The following is a 20,544-nucleotide window of genomic DNA, read 5'->3' on the forward strand; positions in this document are numbered from 1 at the left end:
TTTTATATCAGAGACTTTTCTGAAGCGATACATTTTGAATCAATAATTGCGTCTGCAGTTCAACATACTCTTGAAGCGTGTAATTTTTATGCAAAGCCCATCTTCTGAAACTCCACATCTGTCCCTGAACAAAAATGTTATGTGAAACAAGGCTTATTTGTTTTTCCGTCAACAATAGCTCCCCATTCTCAACACACTTCGTTATGACCTTTTCGAACATGCCCACCATCCGAATTTCTTTGTTCAGAACATAAGGTAAAGCATCTTTCGTCAGAGCTTTCACTTCCTGATACATGACCAGCACTTCGTCCTGCATTTCATCCATCACTTTATAAAAGTAAGCGATCGTCAGCTTCAAACTTTCAAGTGTCCCATCACTCTGTTCTATTTCTTTTTGAAGCTTTTCCTGGACTTCATCGTAGATAAAGTCACATACGAGATATAATATATCTTCCTTGGTCCGGATATACTCGTATAACGTGCCAATACTGAAGCCAGCGGCTTTGGCAATTTCCCTGGTAGTCGTTCGATGAAATCCCTTTTCCTTAAAAAGGGTCACCGCCCCTTTAATCATTTGTGTACGCCTTTTTTCAACCAGCCGCTCATCCTTTACCGATGCAAGAACTTCTCTTTTTTCCATTTTCAAACCCCTTTTTTGAATCCCATCAATTAATTACCAAAGACATACTTCCGAAGAAATTGAAAAGGGTATTCCGGTAAGGACGATGCCTCATCGGAAAACCTCGATTTCAATACTATTTAGTAATCATCCTTGAGATGACCAGCTTTTGAATTTCCTGTGTACCTTCGTAGATTTGGGTTATTTTCGCATCACGCATATACCGCTCCACTGGGTAATCTTTTGTATAACCATAACCACCGAAAACCTGCACGGCTTCCGTCGTCACTTTCATTGCTGTATCTCCAGCAAAGAGTTTGGACATGGCCGACTCTTTTCCATAAGGAAGGCCCACTGATTCCAACCAGGCAGCCTGATAGGTTAATAGCCTTGAAGCTTCAACACCCGTTGCCATATCCGCCAATTTAAAACCGATTCCTTGCTGTGCAGAAATTGGCTTACCGAATTGTACGCGCTCTTTTGCATAGTCAACTGCGGCATCCAGTGCACCTTGGGCTATGCCTACAGCTTGTGCTGCAATTCCATTACGGCCCCCATCAAGCGTCATCATCGCAATTTTAAAGCCTTCTCCTTCTTTTCCAAGAAGGTTTTCTTTAGGAACTCGGCACTCATCAAAGATGATTTCCGTGGTCGGTGATGAACGGATTCCCAACTTCTTCTCTTTTTTACCAACACTAAAACCCGGGAAGTCCTTTTCAATGATAAAGGCACTCGTTCCTTTTTGTTTCGATTCAGGATCTGTCAATGCAAAGACGACATATGTATCAGCAATCCCGCCGTTCGTAATGAAGATTTTCGAACCGCTGATAATATATTCATCACCTACAAGCTTTGCGGACGTTCTCATACCGCCTGCGTCTGAGCCTGAGCTAGGTTCAGTAAGGCCGTATGCACCGATTTTTTCCCCCAGTGCCATCGGGCGAAGGTATTTTTGTTTTTGCTCTTCAGAACCAAATTTATATATTGGCCACCCTGCAAGCGAAGTATGGGCTGATAGAGTCACTCCAGTAGAAGCGCAAACGCGGGAAAGTTCCTCAATCGCTATGCAATACGCTAAGTAATCGCTTCCAATTCCGCCGTATTCCTCTGGCCACGGAATCCCTGTCAGTCCAAGTTCAGCCATTTTATCGAAAATCTCTCGGTCAAATCGTTCTTCTTCATCCCTCTCGGCAGCTGTCGGAGCCACTTCATTCTGGGCAAAGTTGCGTACCATCTTCCTAATCATTTCATGTTCTTCCGTTAGTTTAAATTGCATGACCATGTCCCCCGTCTTTTTCGTATTTATAGACTCTTACTGATGACCATTCTCTGTATTTCACTCGTTCCCTCATAAATTTCGGTTACCTTTGCATCCCTGAAATAGCGCTCGACCGGATATTCTGTTGTATACCCGTAGCCTCCGAACACTTGGACTGCTTCTATCGTCACATCGACAGCCGTCCTCGAAGCAAATAGCTTAGCCATGGCCGCTTCTTTACTGCACTTCAATCCACTTGAGCGTAAATACGCCGCCCGATAGACCAGTAGCCTTGATGCTTCTATGCCTGTTGCCATTTCGGACAGTTTGAAACCGATCCCCTGTTGTGCTGCAATGGGTTTGCCAAATTGAACCCTGTCTTTTGCATATTGGACAGCATGTTCCATGGCGCCTTCTGCAATTCCCAGAGCTTGAGAAGCAATGCCAATCCTTCCAGCATCCAAGTTGGCCATTGCAATTTTAAAGCCTTCACCTTCTTTGCCTAAGAGATTGGCAGCAGGCACTTTCATATCCTCGAACGTCACCTGTACGGTGCTCGAACCATGAAGGCCCATTTTACGTTCATCTTTACCGATGATTAAGCCTGGCGTCCCTTTTTCTACGATAAAAGCAGAGATTCCCTTGCTTCCCTTCTGAGGGTCGGTTGAAGCAAAAACAATAAACACATCCGCTTCCCCGCCGTTGGTGATAAAAACCTTGGACCCATTTATTCGATATTTTCCGTCTTCCTTTACTGCTACTGCCTTGGATTTCAAGCTCGCGGCATCTGAACCCGAGCTTTGCTCAGTTAAGCAAAAGGCGCCCAGATATTCACCAGCGGCTAACTTAGGCACATATTTTTGCTTCTGCTCTTCCGTTCCAAAATAAACGATTGGATTTGTGCCAACAGAAGTATGAACGGACAGTATGACACCAAGAGTTGGACTTACTTTGGAAATCTCATTGATGGCGATGATATACGACATGAAATCCATACCTGCGCCACCGTATTTTTCTGGAATGGGGATTCCCATCAAACCAAGCCCACCCATTTTTTGCAGGATCGTTTTTGGAAACACTCCCCTTTCCATTGTCTCGATATGAGGTGTAATCTCATTTTCTGCAAAATTGCTTACCATCTTCCGCATCATTTCCTGTTCTTCGGTAAACTTGAAATCCATTCCTTCACTCCTCCCTAGCTGCAAATGCTTTCTATGATTGGTTATATTCATAAAATCCACGTCCTGCTTTCTTGCCTAGCCACCCTGCTTTCACATATTTCCTTAACAGCGGACACGGTCGGTATTTATCGTCTCCCAGCCCCTGGTGAAGGGTTTCCATTATGTATAAGCATGTATCGAGCCCAATGAAGTCAGCTAGCGTAAGCGGGCCCATGGGATGGTTCATTCCCAACTTCATTACATCGTCAATCGCCTCTTTAGTAGCGACGCCCTCATAAAGTGTATAGATGGCCTCATTGATCATCGGCATCAAAATCCGATTCGCTACAAAACCTGGAAAATCATTGACTTCCACCGGTACCTTGTTCAAGGTTTCAGCCATCTTTTCAACCTCTTTATAAACTTCATCCGATGTAGCAAGGCCACGGATGATCTCAACCAGCTTCATGACTGGAACGGGGTTCATAAAATGCATGCCAATTACCTTTTCCGGCCTATTCGTGGCAGCGGCTATCTCAGTAATCGGAAGCGAAGAAGTATTGGATGCAAGAATGACCTGCTGCGGCGTGATTTCATCCAGCTCGGCGAATATTTTTGTTTTTATTTCCATATTTTCCACTGCCGCTTCAATCACTAAATCAACGGCAGCTGCATTTTTTAAATCCGTCGATGATGTCAAACGGGAAAGGATTGCATCTTTATCCCCGGGCCCCATTTTCCCTTTTTCTACTTGACGGGAAAGATTCTTGGTAATTGTCCCTAGTCCCTTTTCTACATATTCTTCTTTTAAATCGTGTAAAAGTACTTCATAACCGCTCATTGCACAAACCTGGGCAATGCCAGATCCCATCTGTCCCGCACCAATGACCATCACTTTTTGAATGCTCATGAAAACCCCTCCTCATTTATCTATGAAACTATCATCCTTGTTTTGGCACTTCGATTAAAATGGCATCTCCCTGCCCGCCTCCACTACAGATCGCTGCGATGCCCAATCCTCCTCCGCGGCGTTTCAATTCATGCATCAGCGTAATGATGATGCGAGCACCACTTGCCCCGATTGGGTGACCTAATGCTACAGCACCGCCGTTAACATTCACTTTTCCAGGCTCGATGTTGGCAATTTTTCCACTGGCGAGTGCAACCGCTGCAAATGCTTCGTTCACTTCAAATAAATCAATATCCTCTATCGATTTACCTGTCTTCTTCAGGATTTCATTTATGACCAAACCTGGCGTTTTAGGGAAGTCCTTTGCTTCCACTGCCACTTCTGCATGAGCCACAATATAGGCAAAAGGCGTTTTCCCTTCTTTTTCCGCACGTTCCTCACTCATCAATACGAGTGCTCCTGCCCCATCATTGACGCCAGGTGCATTACCTGCCGTAATGGTTCCCTCATTATTAAAAGCTGGACCTAATTTAGCTAACTTCCCGGCAGATGTATCTTTTCTTGGGCCTTCATCATGTTCGATGGTAATTGGTTCGCCTTTTCGCACCGGCACCTGTACGGCAATGATTTCTTCTGCAAGAATACCGCCATCGATTGCTTTTATCGCTTTTTGATGACTCTCGTAAGCCCAGCTATCCTGTTCCTCACGGGTGATTTCAAGATCTTCGGCAGTACTGTTTCCGTAAGTTCCCATATGAACGCCTGTAAAGCTGCAACTAAGTCCATCCGAAATCATGGTATCCTTAAGTTGGGAATCTCCCATCCTTAGGCCCCACCTTGCTTTCGGAAGAATATAAGGCGCATTGCTCATCGATTCCATTCCTCCGGCAACAATGATTTCTTCTTCACCTAAGCGAATGATCTGATCAGCCAATGTAACACTGCGAAGTCCTGATGCGCATACTTTATTAATGGTTTCCGTCTTCACTTCCCAAGGCATTCCAGCATGACGTGCTGCCTGTCGTGACGGTATTTGACCTTGGCCCGCTTGAAGTACATTCCCCATGATGACCTCGCCTACTTGCCCGCCTTCAACCCCTGCCCGATCAAGTGCCTCTTTGATTGCTATTCCACCAAGCTGAGATGCTGTCAAACTGCTAAGACCGCCGCCAAATTTACCAAAAGGTGTTCTCACACCACTAATAATCACTGTTTTTGCCATCATTATTTCCCCCTTCAATAACATTGATTGAACGCTCGCTCAATATGAAGTTAAAAAAAATCGTTTTGTAAGCGCTTAATATCATCTTACATAATTTTTACAAAAATTAAAATATTTAGTTTGTAAATATTTAAAAATTGCCTGCTTCCATTTGACTCATTCCATATAGAAGAAGCAGGCATTCCGTTTTAAATTAAGATGCAATCGATTTATTTTCACCAATGACCGCTTTTTCGAGCAGTTCAGCTACATCATACGTTTTAACATTTTCCTCAACTTCTTTTGCTTTCGTCCCATCAGATAGCATGGTCAGGCAATAAGGACATCCGGAACTGATCACTGTTGGACTGACGGCGAGTGCTTGTTCAGTACGTGCCACATTGATGCGGTTTCCTGTTTCCTCTTCCATCCACATCAAACCGCCTCCAGCTCCACAGCACATCCCTTTTTCACGGTTACGCTCCATCTCAATAAGTTTCACACCGTCAATGGATTGTAAAATTTCACGCGGCGGGCTATATACTTCATTGTACCTTCCCAAATAACAGGAATCGTGGAATGTAATCGTTTCATTCACTGGATACTGAGGCACCAATCTGCCTTCACTTACAAGTTTGGCTAACAATTCAGTATGGTGATACACTTCAGCTTCCAAGCCAAAATCCGGATACTCATTCTTAAAAATATTGTATGCATGCGGATCGATCGTTACGATTTTCTTGATTTCATTCTTCTGGAATTCTTCTATATTCTTCATGGCAAGCTCTTGAAAAACAAACTCATTTCCCAATCGACGAGGAGTATCCCCTGAGTTTTTCTCCTTATTTCCGAGGATTGCAAATTTGACGCCCGCCTCATTCAATAATTTTGCAAAGGAAAGGGCAATCTTCTGGCTTCGGTTATCGTATGATCCCATTGAACCTACCCAGAATAAATATTCGAATTCCTCGTCTGCCTTTTGTAATTCCTTCACGGTAGGAACGCTGACATCTTCCCGAAGGCTTCTCCAATCTTCTCTCTCTTTACGGTTAAGCCCCCACGGGTTTCCTTGACGTTCGATATTTGTCATGGCACGTTGTGCATCAGGATCCAGCCTGCCCTCTGTCAATACCAGATAACGGCGCATATCGATGATTTTGTCGACATGTTCATTCATTACCGGGCATTGATCTTCACAGTTCCGGCAAGTCGTACATGCCCAAAGTTCTTCTTCCGTAATGACTTCGCCAATCAGGCTCGGACTGTATGCTTCGGTCGCTGCAGCTGATTCCTGCGCCCCCTTTGCGGCACTCGCTAGAGCTATCTTATTTCCCTCCGTATTACCAAAAACAAAAGATGGCACCCATGGCTGCTTCGTTGTAACAGCAGCGCCTGTATTTGTTAAATGGTCACGCATCTTGATGATGATATCCATCGGTGACAGCATTTTACCGGTACCAGTAGCAGGGCACATATTCGTACAACGCCCGCACTCCACACAGGCATAGAGGTCCACCATTTGATATTGCGTCAAGTCTTCGATATATTTGGCGCCGTAATATTGATTGCCTTCTTTGTCGAAAACTTCTTCTTCCAAATCAACCGGCTTCAATTTTCCCGGATTGTCCAGACGATTGAGGAATACATTTATCGGACCGGCAATCAAGTGGGCATGCTTAGATTGCGGGATATAAACAAGGAACGATAATATGATCAGTAAATGCAGCCACCAAGCTACATAAAAAACAACTGTTGCCGCTGCTGTTCCCATCCAGCCAAAAAGGAAAGCAATGCTTGATGCGACTGGCTCTGACCAAGTTGCATCGTGTTCATGCCAAATCATTCCCATTCCATTCCCCAGTAACACGGTAATCATGATTCCAGTAATGAAGATGACAACCAATCCTGCTTTGAAATCCCTTTTCAAGCGAACGAGCTTCTCGACATAACGACGGTAAGCCGCCCATAGGATTGCGACAAGAACGGTAAGCGTCACAATTTCCTGGAAGAAAGTAAAGGCCGGATAAACAGGGCCAAACGGTAAATGCCATCCCGGTCTTAAGCCTTTAATGAAGAAGTCCAGTGCCCCAAATTGCACTAAGATGAAACCATAAAATAACATGGCATGTATGATTCCGCTTTTCTTATCTTTAAAGAGCTTCTTCTGTCCAAATACATAAACCCCTATTTTCACAAGACGATCTTTCACACGGTTATCGAATTCCACTTTTTTGCCAAGTTTTATATAAGCTATACGAGTCCTTACCAAATAGATAAACAAACCCGCTGCGTAAGCGGTTACAATCAGGAATGCAGTTAAGTTGATCCACAGCAAGCCATTCATTTCCATGCAGTCTTTCCCCCTTTTTGTAAATTGTAAAATGCCAAAAGGTAGCCATTTAAATAAAATAGAAAATTTGGCATTTTTCTGAAATTTAATTAACTCCATTATATAATGAATGAGCATTCAGTCAACTTTTTTCTTCTAAAAACATATTTGATTTTTCTACACCTTATTGTATAGTTCGACAATTCCGTTAATTTCCCCTTCTGTATTCTAAAAAAAATGAGGTTCCTTTCCCCGCTTTTTAATGGTTACTAACAGGGAATTTGAGCCAAACTAAATGAAATCATTTAGGGGGGATTTTTTTTGAAGATTATCACTACGATTGCCTCTATATTTTTATTGATCTTCACTTGGTGCTGGGTTGATCTTAAGTTAGGGCATAAGCGTTATATGAAGCAGGCAACCAACATTAAATACCCGCCTCGGAACAGTGACATGACTATATTCACATCAGGAAAAATCCTGTTTGATGATTTTATGAAAGAAGTCAAGCGAGCCCAGCATTCCATCCATATCCTTTTTTATATTGTGAAAAATGATAAATTCAGCAAGGATTTTTTGAAGTTACTGCAATCAAAAGCGGAAGAGGGCGTGGAAGTGCGACTTTTAGTAGATTGGGTTGGAAGTAAAAAGATTTCCCGCAAAACCATTCAGGAGCTAACTAAAAGCGGGGTTCATTTTTCTTTTAGCTTTAAACCGAAACTTCCTTTCCTTTTCTATACAATACAAAAAAGAAATCACCGAAAAATTACTGTGATAGACGGCAAAATCGGCTATCTTGGGGGCTTTAATATCGGTAAGGAGTATATTAACCAAGGGGAAAAGCTCAACCCTTGGAGGGATTATCATTTGAAAATGACCGGGGAGGGGGTAAGGGACCTGCAGGAAGTCTTCCTCTCGGATTGGTTCTATGATACAAACGAGGATCACAGGGTAACACCTGCCTATTTCCCGACATTGACTCCCGGGTCGCAGGTACATCAGGTTTTTGTCACGAATGGAAGTGATCTTGAACAGTCCTTAGCACGCATGATTCAGCAAGCCAATAATAAAATCATCATCGGGACTCCATACTTCATTCCCAGTGAAACTCTATTTCAAGAATTAAGGGAGGCCCTTGCACGCAATGTTTCCGTAACGGTCATCGTACCTGAAAAATCAGACCATGCCCTTGTCAAAGAAGCATCCTTTCCCTACTTCCGGGTACTATTAAAAGATGGGGCTGAAATCATGCAATTCCAAAGAGGGTTCTACCATTCTAAAGTGATACTTATTGATGATACAATCTGTGATATCGGTACGGCTAATTTTGATAAACGCAGCCTTTTTTTAAATAGTGAAATCAATTGTCTGGTATTTGACCGGGCATTTATAGCAGATGCAGAAAAGGAATTGGCGGTGGACCTAGCTGAATCCAAGCCATTAAGCAGTGACGCGCTTTCCTCCATGAATGTTGTCCGATCAGCGAAAGAATCGCTGGCCTCCGTCCTTTCTCCTTTTCTTTGAAATCCCGCTGTTCAAGGAGAAAATATAATGAAAATAAGATTTGGATTTGTATCCAACGCAACCTGTTTATGGGAAGCTTCTCCAGCTAAGACACTTACTTTCAAGCGATATAGCACACTTGGCACGGAAAAAGGGATGGAAAAACTGCTGAGTGTGACTAGGCAGAACATTGAAAATACCTTAAGGGTCCTTCAATATAACACGGCCCACCAAATAGAAATATACCGGATGTCCAGTTCAATTGTTCCTTTAGCCACGCATCCCGAAATAGAATGGGATTTCGTCACTCCTTTTAGAAGAGAGTGGAAACAGCTTGGAGATTGGGTTTCTGAACATAAGATGAGGATTAGCTTCCATCCCAATCAGTTTACGCTGTTTACCAGCCCTAAACCCGAGATTACACAAAATGCCGTAAAAGATATGGAGTTCCATTATAAAATGCTTGATGCAATGGGCATTGCAGACTCTTCTTTTATCAATATCCATGTCGGCGGAGCCTATGGTGACAAAAATTCCGCCATAGTAAGGGTTCATGACAATCTTAAATCGCTTCCTATCCACGTCAAGGAAAGAATGACCTTGGAGAATGATGATAAAACCTATACAGCATCAGAAACCCTGAGTGTATGTAAGAAGGAAGGCATTCCACTTGTCTTTGATTACCACCACCATCTCGCAAACCTTTCAACTGAGCCTCTTAACGAGCTGCTCACCGAGGTGTTCACCACTTGGAGTCAGGCAGGGGCGGTACCAAAGATTCATATTTCATCCCCGAAATCGGCAGGTGAATTTCGCTCGCATGCTGATTATATCGATTTGGAATTCATCATGCCCCTTTTTAAAGTGCTTAAGGGACTTGGACAAGACGTGGATTTCATGATTGAAGCCAAGATGAAGGACCGGGCGATGTTGCAGCTGATTGAAGATATAGCTAAGGTACGTGGTGTAAAAAGGGTATGCGGAGGTGCCATCGAGTGTTAATCAAATTAAAAAAAGCGTCTGTTTCGTTAGAAACAGACGCTTTTTCCTTTACATTTTTTCCGGCGCCGAAACCCCGATTATAGCTAATGCATTCTTTAAAGTAATTTGGACGGATTTGACCAGTCCTAGACGTGCCTTACTTCTTTCCATCTTTTCAACATCCAAAACCTTATCGGCATTGTAGAAACTGTGGAATGTAGAAGCCAAGTCGAATATATAATTCGTCATGCGGTGAGGCATACGTTTTTCGGCAGCTTCCGCTATTGCCTGCGGGAACTCACCTAATTTCTTCAGAAGCTCCACTTCTTTTTCAGTAGAAAGGGCCGAGAAATCAGTGACCCCTTCATAGCTGATCCCTTGTTCCACACCTTGGCGTAAAATGCTGGAAATACGGGCGTGAGCATATTGCGCATAATAAACCGGATTATCATTGGATTGTGATACCGCAAGATCCAAATCGAAGTCCATATGAGTATCCGCACTTCTCATTGCAAAGAAATAACGTGTTGCATCCAGACCCACTTCATCAATAAGATCACGCATCGTGACGGCTTTACCGGTACGCTTACTCATCTTCATTTTCTCGCCGTCTTTATACAGGTGAACAAGCTGGATGATTTCTACTTCAAGCTGCTCGCGTTTGTATCCTAATGCTTCAATCGCTGCCTTCATACGCGGTATATAGCCGTGGTGGTCCGCACCCCAGATATTGATCAACGTTTCAAAGCCGCGCTCCAGTTTATTACGGTGATAGGCAATATCCGGTGTCAGATATGTGTAGGACCCATCCTGTTTAATAAGCACGCGGTCTTTATCATCGCCTAATTCTGTAGAGCGGAACCATGTAGCCCCATCTTCCTCGTAGACATGGCCTCTTTCCCTCAACACTTTGAGTGCTTCATCAATCTTACCGTCTTGATATAGGGAAGTTTCGGAATACCATACATCAAATCCGACACGGAAATTCCCCAAGTCTGTTTTCAGTTTTTCCATTTCATATTTCAAGCCGTACTCTCGGAAAAATTCAAAACGCTCTTTTTCATCGGCATTTACAAATTTATCCCCATATTCACTGGCAAGCGTTTTACCGATGCCAATGATATCTTCGCCATGATAACCACCCTCAGGCATATCCTTTTCGAGGCCAAGTGCTTGGAAATAGCGTGCTTCGATGGAAAAGGCCAAATTATTGATTTGGTTTCCTGCATCATTGATGTAATATTCACGTGAAACATCATAACCTGCTTTAGACAGGATATTACATAACGTATCACCCACTGCTGCACCGCGGGCATGGCCGAGATGGAGATCACCGGTCGGATTCGCTGAAACGAACTCCACTTGGACTTTTTCGCCTTTTCCAAAGTCACTTTCCCCATATGCTCCATCCACTTTCAAAATGACTGGAATCAATTCTGTCAAATAAGAATTATTCATGTAGAAGTTTATGAATCCTGGACCAGCAATTTCAATTTTTTCGATGGATGCTTTTGAATTGTCAAAGTTTTCGATGATTGCTTCCGCTATCATTTTTGGTGCTTTCTTTGCAATCTTCGTTAATTGCATGGCCATATTCGTGGAATAATCTCCGTGTGTTTTATCTCTTGGAAGTTCCAATACAACGTTTGGAATCTGCTCTTCCGTTGCTAAACCAGCTTTAATGACTGCCGCTTTAATTTCTTCTTTCAGTTTTTCCTGTACCTCTTTTACTATATTCATGTGCTATGCTTCCTCCTTATAGGAAATCGTCATCTCATATTGACCGGGTTCGCTTCCCTGCATATGTAACGTATATTTAAGGACAAGTTTCCCTTGTCTGGACTGCTCATCCCATTGATGATGAATTTTTTTCGCGGTCGTCCGTAACCCTAACCTGCCGTATATACTTTCATAATGTCCATTTGTCGCTTCCTGCAAGCGGAAAAGCTGCCTCATTTTAATGGCACCATTTCTAAGCAGGATCGTTTCATCCGTTTTGTGCTTGATGGTCGTTTGTGTTTGACCGGCTTCATTTTCCTCTTTATATTGCAAATATAAGTCTGAACCTTTATACATTTTTGTACCAAAAGTGACCAGCTCATACGTTTCCGTTTCTGAGCCGTGCTTGATTTTTGTCTGTAAAGTCACTTTAATAGTATGCTTATCTATATCATGAAGAGTCAAAGCTACACTTCCTTCATCATGTCGTTCTTAACTTTATAAGTATAAATATTCTTCAAGGAAGTTTCAACTTGGAGCGGGAAAATAAAGTGTAAATCCAATAAAGTGAGGATAAACTTGCAAAATCATATTGTAGCAATTCATTTGATTTTAACGCAAGAATGACTCATTGGGGTGGAATTATTAAAAAAGAGTCCATCAGGTGTAAAATTCTTTTCCGGATTGGATGAAAAAAAGACCATCCCTGCTAAAAAACAGGAACAGTCAAGTCTTCCATCCATTAACCTTTTTGTACCCAACCTAAAAGCATTTCGCGAATCAGCTTGCTCGCCGTGTTCGCCGTTTGCTCGGATGGATCATAAATCGGTGCCACTTCAACTAAATCGCAGCCGACTACATTAATTTCAGAACGGGCTATCTCATGAATCGAAGCTAAAAGCTCTTTTGAAGTGATGCCCCCACAATCTACGGTGCCTGTTCCTGGCGCATGTGCAGGATCTAGAACATCGATGTCGATCGTCACATATACAGGACGACCTGCCAACTGCGGCAGTACTTCTTTCAGAGGTTCAAGAACTTCAAATTTAGAGATGTGCATGCCGTTTTCTTTTGCCCATTGGAATTCTTCCTTCAAACCGGAACGAATGCCGAAAGAGTATACATTTTTCGGACCGATAAGTTCCGCAGATTTACGGATGATGGACGCATGGGAAAGCGGCTCGCCCTCATAGTCCTCACGTAAGTCTGTATGGGCATCCATATGGATGATGGCCATATCGGGATACTTTTTGTACATAGCTTTAATGACAGGCCATGTGACAAGGTGTTCCCCTCCCATCCCCATTGGGAACTTACCTGCATCCAACACGCTGTCGACAAATTTTTCAATCATATCGATGCTGCGCTGCGGATTACCGAATGGTAATGGAATATCCCCTGCATCAAAGAATTTAACTTCCTCTAATTCACGATCTAAATACGGGCTGTACTCTTCCAAACCAATCGAAACTTCACGAATCCGGGTAGGGCCAAAGCGAGAGCCCGGACGGAAACTTACCGTCCAGTCCATCGGCATACCGTATAGCACAGCTTCAGATTCCTCAAAAACGGGATGGCTTTTAATGAATACATTGCCTGAATAGGCTTCATCGAATTTCATTGTCATGCCCCCCTTATTTCACTAGGTCTTGAACGAATTTAGGCAGGACGAAAGCTGCTTTATGAAGTTCTTTTGTATAATATTTCGTTTCGATTTCATGGAAACGGTCTTCTGTCACTTCTAATGGATTATATTTTTTTGATCCGATGGTGAACGCCCAAAGGCCGCTTGGATACGTCGGGATATTCGCTAAATAAAGGCTAGTGATTGGGAATATTTCTTTCACATCACGTTGTACATCACGAATTAAGTCTGCCTTAAACCAAGGATTATCTGATTGTGCCACAAAAATCCCATCTTCTTTCAAAGCTTTGGAAATCCCGGCATAAAAACCTTTAGTGAATAAATTGACAGCAGGTCCAACAGGTTCAGTCGAGTCGACCATGATCACGTCATATTCATTTTCACTTTTGGCGATGTGCATGAAGCCATCCCCCACTTGTACGTCTACACGCGGATCTTCAAGCATGCCTGCTATTTCAGGCAAGAATATCTTTGAGTATTCGATAACTTTCCCATCGATATCAACCAATGTAGCTTTTTTTACGCTTGGGTGTTTAAGGATTTCACGGATAACTCCTCCGTCCCCTCCTCCTACAACCAAAACGTTTTCTGGATTAGGATGAGTAAATAAAGGAACATGGGCTACCATCTCATGGTAAACGAATTCATCGCGCTGTGAAGTCATTACCATGTCATCCAACAATAGCATATTGCCCCACTCTTCCGTTTCAATCATATCCAGCTTTTGAAACTCAGTTTGCTCCGTATGTAAAGTACGATTCACTTTCATCGTAATACCAAAATTCTCTGTTTGTTTTTCAGTAAACCAAATGCTCATTTATTAACGCTCCTTTTCCATTTCATATTGTCAGTCACCTAATAGGTTCCCCAAAATCGTTATAGTCATTAGCTAGAAAAATTATAGACGAATCTAGCAGAATTGCAAGATAAATTTCATAAATGCAGTTCTTATGTTTAAAAATTTCTTTTTTTTCCATAATAGTAATAGATAATAGATTCTTTTCTGATAAGAGAGGTGAAAGCAATGGAATTGATTCCAAGCGAACGATTCAAAAGGACAACTAAATATGTACGGGCCTTCATTATCCTTGCCACAATCGGGCTCACGATACTCTTTGTATTGCTTCTCTCTTTACTGATTTATGCAAAAATATTAGGTCCGCCTCCTTTGGTCGTGCCGCAGTCCACTCTTTACTATAGTGATAATGGAAATGTGATCGGCGAAACCGATAATGGCCAGAAACGTTATTGGGCCGGGCTGGGTTCGATTTCACCACAGCTCATCAAAGCGACTGTCGCTGTTGAGGACCGTCAATTTTACACTCATAATGGATTTGATATAAAACGGATCGGCGGTGCCATCCTTGCGGATATTAAGGCAATGTCCAAAGTCCAGGGCGCAAGCACCATTACCCAGCAGTATGCCAGGAACCTGTTTCTTGGTCATGACAAAACGTGGTCGCGTAAATTTAATGAAGCCTTTTATACGGTACGTTTAGAAATGAATTACTCAAAAAAGGATATTCTAGAAGGTTATTTAAATACGATTTACTATGGCCATGGTGCATATGGGGCCCAAGCTGCAAGTCAATATTACTTTGGCAAGGATGCCAAGGATTTGACCCTTCCTGAAGCGAGCATGCTGGCGGGAATACCAAAAGGGCCGTCAAATTATTCTCCATTGGATAATTTTGAAAAAGCGAAATCAAGGCAGAGAGTTGTCCTTCAAGCCATGAAAAACAAAAACTACATTTCAGAACAAAATATCGCAGAAGCGTTGCGAACATCCCTTGCATTAAAGGGTGAGCACGGAACGGTTACAAATAAAACCGCTCCCTATTTCCAGGATGCAGTCAAGCAGGCTTTAAAATCACAGCTTCATTTAGATGACCGGATGATCGAGCTGGGCGGGCTTAAGGTCTATACAACACTGGATGAAACCCAGCAGGATGCTGCCGAAAAAGTTCTCTCCAATATCATACCCAAGTCTTCAGGGATCCAAGCCTCGATAGTTGCAATGGATCCGGACACCGGGGAGGTCCGTGCACTGGTCGGCGGTAAAGATTACGCGGAGTCGCCATTCAACCGAGCTACGCAGGCCGTTCGCCAGCCCGGTTCCACCATTAAGCCATTGCTATACTATTCAGCGCTGGAGAACGGTTTCACACCGTCTACCACCTTAAAATGCGAGACCACTACATTTTCTTTCGATGATGGTCACTCATCTTACACACCGCATAATTACAACCATCAATATGCGGAAGGCGAAATCACGATGGCCCAGGCCATAGCTCTTTCCGATAATATCTTCGCCGTAAAAACGCACTTGTTCCTTGGGGAACAGACATTGGTCGATACGGCGCATCGTTTCGGCATCACGGCGAAAATGGATGCAGTTCCGTCCTTGGCACTCGGTACGTCAGGTGTAAGGGCGATTGAAATGGTGAACGCATACAGCATTCTGGCTAACGGTGGCAAGAAAGTTGAACCCGTGTTTATCAAAAAGGTTGAAAGTCAAAAAGGTGAAGTGATTTTTGATGAAAATAAGAAACCAGAACAGATTTTGGATGAGGATAAGGCATTTGTCATGACTCAAATGCTTACAGGGGTTTTCGATGAAACCTTAAATGGCTATACGAAAGTGACTGGCAGCACCATCAACTCCCAGCTGACCCGCCCATATGCCGGCAAATCAGGTTCCACCCCGACGGATAGTTGGATGATCGGTTACACACCGGAGCTTGTAGCTGGAGTATGGACTGGGTATGATCAAGGGAAAAAGATCGAGATCCCCGCTGAAAAAAGCTATGCTAAGAAAATCTGGGCTTCCTATATGGAAAAGGGCCTACAGGGGAAACCGGCAAAATCGTTTAAGGAAACGAAAAACGTAATCGGGGTAAACGTGAATCCCGCAAGCGGAAAATTGGCAACAAAGGATTGTCCTGTCTCAAGACTGACTTATTATGTTAAAGGAACTGAACCTGTCGAATACTGTGCCGAGCACTTTAAGGGTAAGGGTCCGAAACATGCCCCAAAAGAAGAAGAGCAAAAAAAGTCCCCGTGGTATAAAAAAGTCTTAAAACCATGGGGATAACGAAAAACCCCGAAGCCGGTAGCGGCTTCGGGGTTTTTCTGTCCTAGTTCCACAGTGTCTAAACTGCTGTCTTTAAGTTTACTGATTTTATCCGTTTCCTACAAGTGCATTTTTCACTAAACTTAACATTTCATCCATTAAATCAAATTCAAACCGTCAATGACTCCTTGAGCTTTGCTGAAGAGCGCTCCCACATTCCTGCATCATGGTTTTTCAGGAAGTCTGCAAGTATACGTTTTGATTTATCGTCCATGTCCTCGACGATGATATGCCGTTTAAGCGATTTATCCATCCGGTTAACATGCTCCGGAAGGGATTTGTAACCGCGTCTAATTGACCGGTCGACCATCATTTCACACGCTGTCACACCTGCATAGTGCGGACCATTTTGAGTGGCTTCAATGGTCACCCAAACAAGCCAGTAAGGTTTGGCATTCGGGACCTCCTCTTTAGTCTTTAAAAACTTAATCCCTTTTTCCACTGCACTCCTTGCATGCATCGCGCCGATATCGACCTCGGCTTCACCTGCATCCACATCGATGATGACCGGAGAGATATTATCGAGCGTCAAAACCCCTGCTCCATATCCGCCATGACCTTCTGTAGGGTCGTTTTTTATAATATTGAAGCCTACCTTTTTCTTTGGTTGTTCTTCCATGTTTGTATCCCCCTTTATCGTTTGTCATTCCATATAATTTAAAAAAGCAAAAGTGTAAAGAACTGATTCAAGGCGCCGCCTACCAATGGCACAACATTGTTCAAAATCGGGCTAATCGTATACCGGCTTAGCGGTGTGATGATCAGAATCAAAAAAATCAGGGAGCCATATTGTTCATACTGGGTCATTTTTGCCCGCAAATCAGCTGAAACAAGATCCTGTACGATCCTATAACCATCGAGCGGCGGCAGCGGTATCAGATTAAATACAAACAAAAGGATATTTAAGTTGATGAGCATCTCGAAGAATGGCTGAATGAAAAACGGTAAATCAGGTCCAACGCCTGCCGCCAGTAATCCGTAAAAAATTAAATACCCTAAAATTGCAACAAGCAAATTACTGAACGGGCCGGCAAAAGAGACGAGCACTCCTGCCAATTTTGGATTCTTGAAATGAAAACGATTAACCGGTACAGGCCTAGCCCAACCAAATCCAGCTATTAATATCAACAATGTTCCGATCGGATCCAAATGAGAAATCGGATTCAATGTGACTCTTCCTTCATTTTTAGCTGTCGGATCACCGAACTTATAGGCTACATAAGCATGGGAAAATTCATGAACCGTAAAGGCGATTAACAGTGACACAATGACATATGGAAGGTCTTCCAACCTATAAGCTAAAAATCTTTCTATTTGGTCCAATAGCTTCTCCCCCAATATTTATTACCGTTAGTATACATCAAAAGAGCAAGAAGTGAAAAAACTCTGACTTCCACATCTTGCAATTACTTTTCCATTGTGAAACACTACAAGATAAGAGAGGAAGGGGGGAATGAGAGATGCCATATGTAACAGTCAAAATGCTTGAAGGCCGTACAGACGAACAAAAAAAGGCTTTAGTCGAAAAGGTGACGGCAGCCGTTACGGAAACAACTGGAGCACCAGCTGAAGCCGTGACGATTTTCATTGAAGAAATGTCAAAAAATCATTTAGCAGTAGCCGGTGTCCGTAAAAGCGATCAATAAGATTTACATAATGGTAAAAGCTAAGCCATCAATTCGGCTTAGCTTTTGTTTTTAACTGCTCAATATATTCATATGCCCCATCAATTTCTTCAAGCGTATATTTTTGTTTGCTTTTCAGCGTGAAAATTTTCTCGGTGACTTCCTCTTTTTCTAGCGTGTCAAAGTATAACACCGTTGAAACTAGCTCCAAAAACCGGGCATTCTGTTCGTTCATATCGAGTAAGCATCCCTCAAGTGCCGGCATCTCCACTTCCTGTATGGATAGGAAATCCTGGCCGGCATCCGTTATCGAATAACAATATTGATAATAGCCTGCTTTTTTTTCCCTTACTTCATTCAAATAACCCATTTCGCAGAGCTCTTCAATCCGTAAGGTCAACTCCTCCGAATACGGTCCATAAAAGTGAAACTGAAACTTTTCATGAAATGGGAAGGACAGCTTCTTCGCGATATAAACGATTTTTTGTAATTTTTTTCGACCCGAGATTTCACCGGCAGTAGAAATTGCATTGATAATGTTTGCATGATCCTTAAACAAGGCTCGTCACTCCTCACCAAAAATGTACCACTTTAATCCGATAGCTCCAAAAGCTTACGAATTTGTTTTTTTATATTTTTCTTCGTAGATTCATCACGCAATAAATCTGCTGGATAGTACAACTTATGATCCGTTCTTCTTTTCCCTGAAATTGCATCGACAATTTCGGATTCACGTGATAATTCACGAATTTCGCCATTATTTTTCAGCAAGTGAATCGGCAGCCTCTCCTCTTCCTCACCTGGCCGGTAAAAATCATACGGCAAATCTGATGAAGAATCGACGACAAGATAATAATCCGGATCGATACCTGCCTTCTTGAAAAGCGTCCTTAATTCCATCAACCTGTTCATCTGACTGTTCGATGGATGGAATTCCACATATTTAAATAGTTTACGGTTAACGAAGCGAGTGCATAAATCTTTTAAAATCGCATCGTTTTCCTCTTCCCATGCTTCGAAATAATAGAGCATCACCGCTTCATCCATTTTCAAATAGTCCGTTAAAGTCACTTCTCCCTTGAACAATGAATAAAAATGGTTCGGTTCTTGGGCAAACTCATAACCGGATTCATATAAATGTTTCGCTCTATGTAGGATCTTGGTAAGTATGACCTCCGCACTTCTCGTAACTGGATGGAAATAAACCTGCCAATACATTTGGTAGCGACTCATGATATAATCCTCAACCGCATGCATCCCGCTTTGTTTGATGACGGCATGTTCTTCCCTTGGCCTCATTACACGCAAAAGCCTTTCCATATCGAAATGTCCATAACTCACGCCAGTGAAGTAGGCATCACGCTGTAAATAATCCATTCTATCAGCATCGATCTGACTTGAAATCAGGCTGACTACTAATTTGCCTTTATAGGTTTTCGCAATGACTTCTGCCACTTTTTTAGGAAAATCACGCCCAACTCTAAGGAGGATCTTATTCACTTCCGTATCGCCGAGGATTATCTGCTGCGTGAATTGCTCATGATCCAGGTCAAACACCTTTTCAAAAGAATGAGAGAAAGGACCATGACCTAAATCATGCAGAAGGGCTGCGCACAAGGATAGTAACCGTTCCTCAGGTTTCCATTCCGGTCTTCCCTCAAAAACATCATCCACGATTCTCCGGACAATCTCATATACTCCAAGCGAATGGCTAAGCCGGCTATGTTCCGCACCATGAAAGGTTAAATAAGTCGTTCCCAGCTGTTTGATCCTTCGAAGCCGCTGGAATTCCTTCGTCCCTATTAAATCCCATATAACCCGGTCACGAACATGTATATATCGGTGCACAGGGTCCTTGAATACTTTTTCTTCTTGTAATTTTTCGGCGGAATATTCCATGAACTACCCTCTTTTTCATAATCTCGATGCACACATTATAGCGTGTTTTGACAAAAAAACCTAACTTCCACCTTGCTAGTAAGAGGGGTCATTTTGTAAGAAAACGGAAGTTTCAGTCTGGTTTTGTTTCGAAAATAAGGAAATAAAAAATCACCGCAGTGTGTTGAATCTGGGTGATGATTGCTTGTTCCATTTATCAAAAGCAAATAATCCACTCTACCTATATATCATGGATCCTACTTTAGTTTTTTATTGATTTTATCTAGTAACTCGTCTTCTGTCGGTGCAGCAACTGGACGGTTATTGACAAAGGCAAAAGACTTCTTTCTGCCAGGACCGCAATAGGATTGACAGCCCACTTCGATTTTCGCGTCGGGATCAAGCTTTTCAAGACGGGGGATTAATGTTTTAATGTTTACCGCCAAGCAGTCATCGCACACTCTGAATTCATTGGACATCCTCCGGTCACCATCCTTTCCATGACAAACTATGTTTCATTCCATTTATATAACTAAAGGGTATTTTACCGTTTCTACTTATGAATATCAAGAGGGCTGGATGA

Annotated in this window: 19 protein-coding genes; 4 read left to right on the forward strand and 15 right to left on the reverse strand. The window is 42.7% G+C overall.

Annotated features, from left to right (window positions below; all coding sequences use genetic code 11):
- Positions 1–7 precede the first annotated feature (7 nt).
- From N9I19_RS12350 to N9I19_RS12375, 6 genes are all read right to left on the reverse strand, one after another.
- On the reverse strand, positions 8–640 hold the full coding sequence (locus tag N9I19_RS12350; RefSeq protein WP_061465749.1) for a TetR/AcrR family transcriptional regulator: 633 nt from the start codon (positions 638–640) through the stop codon (positions 8–10).
- A 115-nt stretch (positions 641–755) separates the two neighbouring features.
- Positions 756–1,895 (reverse strand): acyl-CoA dehydrogenase, encoded by a 1,140-nt coding sequence (locus N9I19_RS12355; RefSeq protein WP_089362035.1) that lies wholly within the window; start codon positions 1,893–1,895, stop codon positions 756–758.
- Between the two features lie 26 nt (positions 1,896–1,921).
- Positions 1,922–3,058: an acyl-CoA dehydrogenase gene (locus N9I19_RS12360; protein ID WP_317777943.1), complete on the reverse strand. Its 1,137-nt coding sequence runs from the start codon at positions 3,056–3,058 to the stop codon at positions 1,922–1,924.
- Positions 3,059–3,089: 31 nt separating this feature from the next.
- Positions 3,090–3,947: a 3-hydroxybutyryl-CoA dehydrogenase gene (locus N9I19_RS12365; RefSeq protein ID WP_125159900.1), complete on the reverse strand. Its 858-nt coding sequence runs from the start codon at positions 3,945–3,947 to the stop codon at positions 3,090–3,092.
- A gap of 31 nt (positions 3,948–3,978) precedes the next feature.
- Positions 3,979–5,169 carry an acetyl-CoA C-acetyltransferase gene (locus N9I19_RS12370; RefSeq protein WP_317777944.1) on the reverse strand — a complete coding sequence of 397 codons (1,191 nt, stop codon included), beginning with the start codon at positions 5,167–5,169 and terminating at the stop codon, positions 3,979–3,981.
- Positions 5,170–5,362: 193 nt separating this feature from the next.
- Entirely contained in the window at positions 5,363–7,492 is a 2,130-nt protein-coding gene (locus N9I19_RS12375) for a (Fe-S)-binding protein (RefSeq protein ID WP_317777954.1), read from the reverse strand.
- A 306-nt stretch (positions 7,493–7,798) separates the two neighbouring features.
- On the opposite strand from N9I19_RS12375, the gene cls reads away from it, so the two are divergent.
- Both cls and uvsE read left to right on the forward strand, forming a co-directional pair.
- Complete coding sequence (gene cls, locus N9I19_RS12380; protein WP_317777945.1) at positions 7,799–9,001, forward strand: cardiolipin synthase; 1,203 nt, start codon at positions 7,799–7,801, stop codon at positions 8,999–9,001.
- 27 nt (positions 9,002–9,028) lie between these two features.
- Positions 9,029–9,982 carry a UV DNA damage repair endonuclease UvsE gene (uvsE, locus tag N9I19_RS12385; protein WP_317777946.1) on the forward strand — a complete coding sequence of 318 codons (954 nt, stop codon included), beginning with the start codon at positions 9,029–9,031 and terminating at the stop codon, positions 9,980–9,982.
- A 48-nt stretch (positions 9,983–10,030) separates the two neighbouring features.
- Here uvsE and argS read toward each other — a convergent pair whose 3' ends face one another.
- The 4 genes from argS to speE all read right to left on the reverse strand — a co-directional run bounded on the left by argS (position 10,031) and on the right by speE (position 14,142).
- A complete protein-coding gene (argS, locus tag N9I19_RS12390) occupies positions 10,031–11,701 on the reverse strand; it encodes an arginine--tRNA ligase (RefSeq protein WP_061465760.1) in 1,671 nt (556 codons plus the stop codon).
- 3 nt (positions 11,702–11,704) lie between these two features.
- A complete protein-coding gene (locus tag N9I19_RS12395; RefSeq protein WP_317777947.1) occupies positions 11,705–12,145 on the reverse strand; it encodes a YwiB family protein in 441 nt (146 codons plus the stop codon).
- 277 nt (positions 12,146–12,422) lie between these two features.
- Positions 12,423–13,301 carry an agmatinase gene (gene speB / locus N9I19_RS12400; protein WP_061465765.1) on the reverse strand — a complete coding sequence of 293 codons (879 nt, stop codon included), beginning with the start codon at positions 13,299–13,301 and terminating at the stop codon, positions 12,423–12,425.
- A 13-nt stretch (positions 13,302–13,314) separates the two neighbouring features.
- Entirely contained in the window at positions 13,315–14,142 is an 828-nt protein-coding gene (gene speE / locus N9I19_RS12405; protein ID WP_061465766.1) for a spermidine synthase, read from the reverse strand.
- A 207-nt stretch (positions 14,143–14,349) separates the two neighbouring features.
- Between speE and N9I19_RS12410 the strand changes: the two genes are divergently transcribed.
- A complete protein-coding gene (locus N9I19_RS12410) occupies positions 14,350–16,419 on the forward strand; it encodes a transglycosylase domain-containing protein (RefSeq protein ID WP_317777948.1) in 2,070 nt (689 codons plus the stop codon).
- A gap of 148 nt (positions 16,420–16,567) precedes the next feature.
- On the opposite strand, the gene N9I19_RS12415 is transcribed toward N9I19_RS12410, so the two are convergent.
- The gene (locus tag N9I19_RS12415) at positions 16,568–17,077 is read right to left on the reverse strand and encodes a YwhD family protein (protein ID WP_089362042.1); all 510 of its coding nucleotides are present in this window, start codon (positions 17,075–17,077) and stop codon (positions 16,568–16,570) included.
- Between the two features lie 38 nt (positions 17,078–17,115).
- On the reverse strand, positions 17,116–17,772 hold the full coding sequence (locus tag N9I19_RS12420; protein ID WP_089362111.1) for a site-2 protease family protein: 657 nt from the start codon (positions 17,770–17,772) through the stop codon (positions 17,116–17,118).
- A 146-nt stretch (positions 17,773–17,918) separates the two neighbouring features.
- Between N9I19_RS12420 and N9I19_RS12425 the strand changes: the two genes are divergently transcribed.
- Positions 17,919–18,104 carry a 2-hydroxymuconate tautomerase gene (locus N9I19_RS12425; RefSeq protein ID WP_061465772.1) on the forward strand — a complete coding sequence of 62 codons (186 nt, stop codon included), beginning with the start codon at positions 17,919–17,921 and terminating at the stop codon, positions 18,102–18,104.
- A gap of 28 nt (positions 18,105–18,132) precedes the next feature.
- Here N9I19_RS12425 and N9I19_RS12430 read toward each other — a convergent pair whose 3' ends face one another.
- The 3 genes from N9I19_RS12430 to N9I19_RS12440 all read right to left on the reverse strand — a co-directional run bounded on the left by N9I19_RS12430 (position 18,133) and on the right by N9I19_RS12440 (position 20,440).
- Complete coding sequence (locus N9I19_RS12430; protein WP_061465774.1) at positions 18,133–18,642, reverse strand: YwgA family protein; 510 nt, start codon at positions 18,640–18,642, stop codon at positions 18,133–18,135.
- 32 nt (positions 18,643–18,674) lie between these two features.
- Entirely contained in the window at positions 18,675–19,982 is a 1,308-nt protein-coding gene (locus tag N9I19_RS12435; protein ID WP_061465776.1) for an HD domain-containing protein, read from the reverse strand.
- Positions 19,983–20,218: 236 nt separating this feature from the next.
- Positions 20,219–20,440: a YuzB family protein gene (locus tag N9I19_RS12440; RefSeq protein ID WP_048683566.1), complete on the reverse strand. Its 222-nt coding sequence runs from the start codon at positions 20,438–20,440 to the stop codon at positions 20,219–20,221.
- Positions 20,441–20,544: the final 104 nt, after the last annotated feature.

The sequence above is a fragment of the Peribacillus sp. CSMR9 genome, assembly GCF_033141925.1.
GTDB lineage: Bacteria > Bacillota > Bacilli > Bacillales > DSM-1321 > Peribacillus > Peribacillus simplex_A.

Coding starts and splice junctions, on each gene's coding strand:
- N9I19_RS12350 (WP_061465749.1), bottom strand. CDS start 640: ATGGAAAAAAGAGAAGTTCTTGCATCGGTAAAGGATGAGCGGCTGGTT.
- N9I19_RS12355 (WP_089362035.1), bottom strand. CDS start 1,895: ATGCAATTTAAACTAACGGAAGAACATGAAATGATTAGGAAGATGGTA.
- N9I19_RS12360 (WP_317777943.1), bottom strand. CDS start 3,058: ATGGATTTCAAGTTTACCGAAGAACAGGAAATGATGCGGAAGATGGTA.
- N9I19_RS12365 (WP_125159900.1), bottom strand. CDS start 3,947: ATGAGCATTCAAAAAGTGATGGTCATTGGTGCGGGACAGATGGGATCT.
- N9I19_RS12370 (WP_317777944.1), bottom strand. CDS start 5,169: ATGGCAAAAACAGTGATTATTAGTGGTGTGAGAACACCTTTTGGTAAA.
- N9I19_RS12375 (WP_317777954.1), bottom strand. CDS start 7,492: ATGAATGGCTTGCTGTGGATCAACTTAACTGCATTCCTGATTGTAACC.
- uvsE (WP_317777946.1), top strand. CDS start 9,029: ATGAAAATAAGATTTGGATTTGTATCCAACGCAACCTGTTTATGGGAA.
- argS (WP_061465760.1), bottom strand. CDS start 11,701: ATGAATATAGTAAAAGAGGTACAGGAAAAACTGAAAGAAGAAATTAAA.
- speB (WP_061465765.1), bottom strand. CDS start 13,301: ATGAAATTCGATGAAGCCTATTCAGGCAATGTATTCATTAAAAGCCAT.
- speE (WP_061465766.1), bottom strand. CDS start 14,142: ATGAGCATTTGGTTTACTGAAAAACAAACAGAGAATTTTGGTATTACG.
- N9I19_RS12410 (WP_317777948.1), top strand. CDS start 14,350: ATGGAATTGATTCCAAGCGAACGATTCAAAAGGACAACTAAATATGTA.
- N9I19_RS12415 (WP_089362042.1), bottom strand. CDS start 17,077: ATGGAAGAACAACCAAAGAAAAAGGTAGGCTTCAATATTATAAAAAAC.
- N9I19_RS12425 (WP_061465772.1), top strand. CDS start 17,919: ATGCCATATGTAACAGTCAAAATGCTTGAAGGCCGTACAGACGAACAA.
- N9I19_RS12435 (WP_061465776.1), bottom strand. CDS start 19,982: ATGGAATATTCCGCCGAAAAATTACAAGAAGAAAAAGTATTCAAGGAC.
- N9I19_RS12440 (WP_048683566.1), bottom strand. CDS start 20,440: ATGTCCAATGAATTCAGAGTGTGCGATGACTGCTTGGCGGTAAACATT.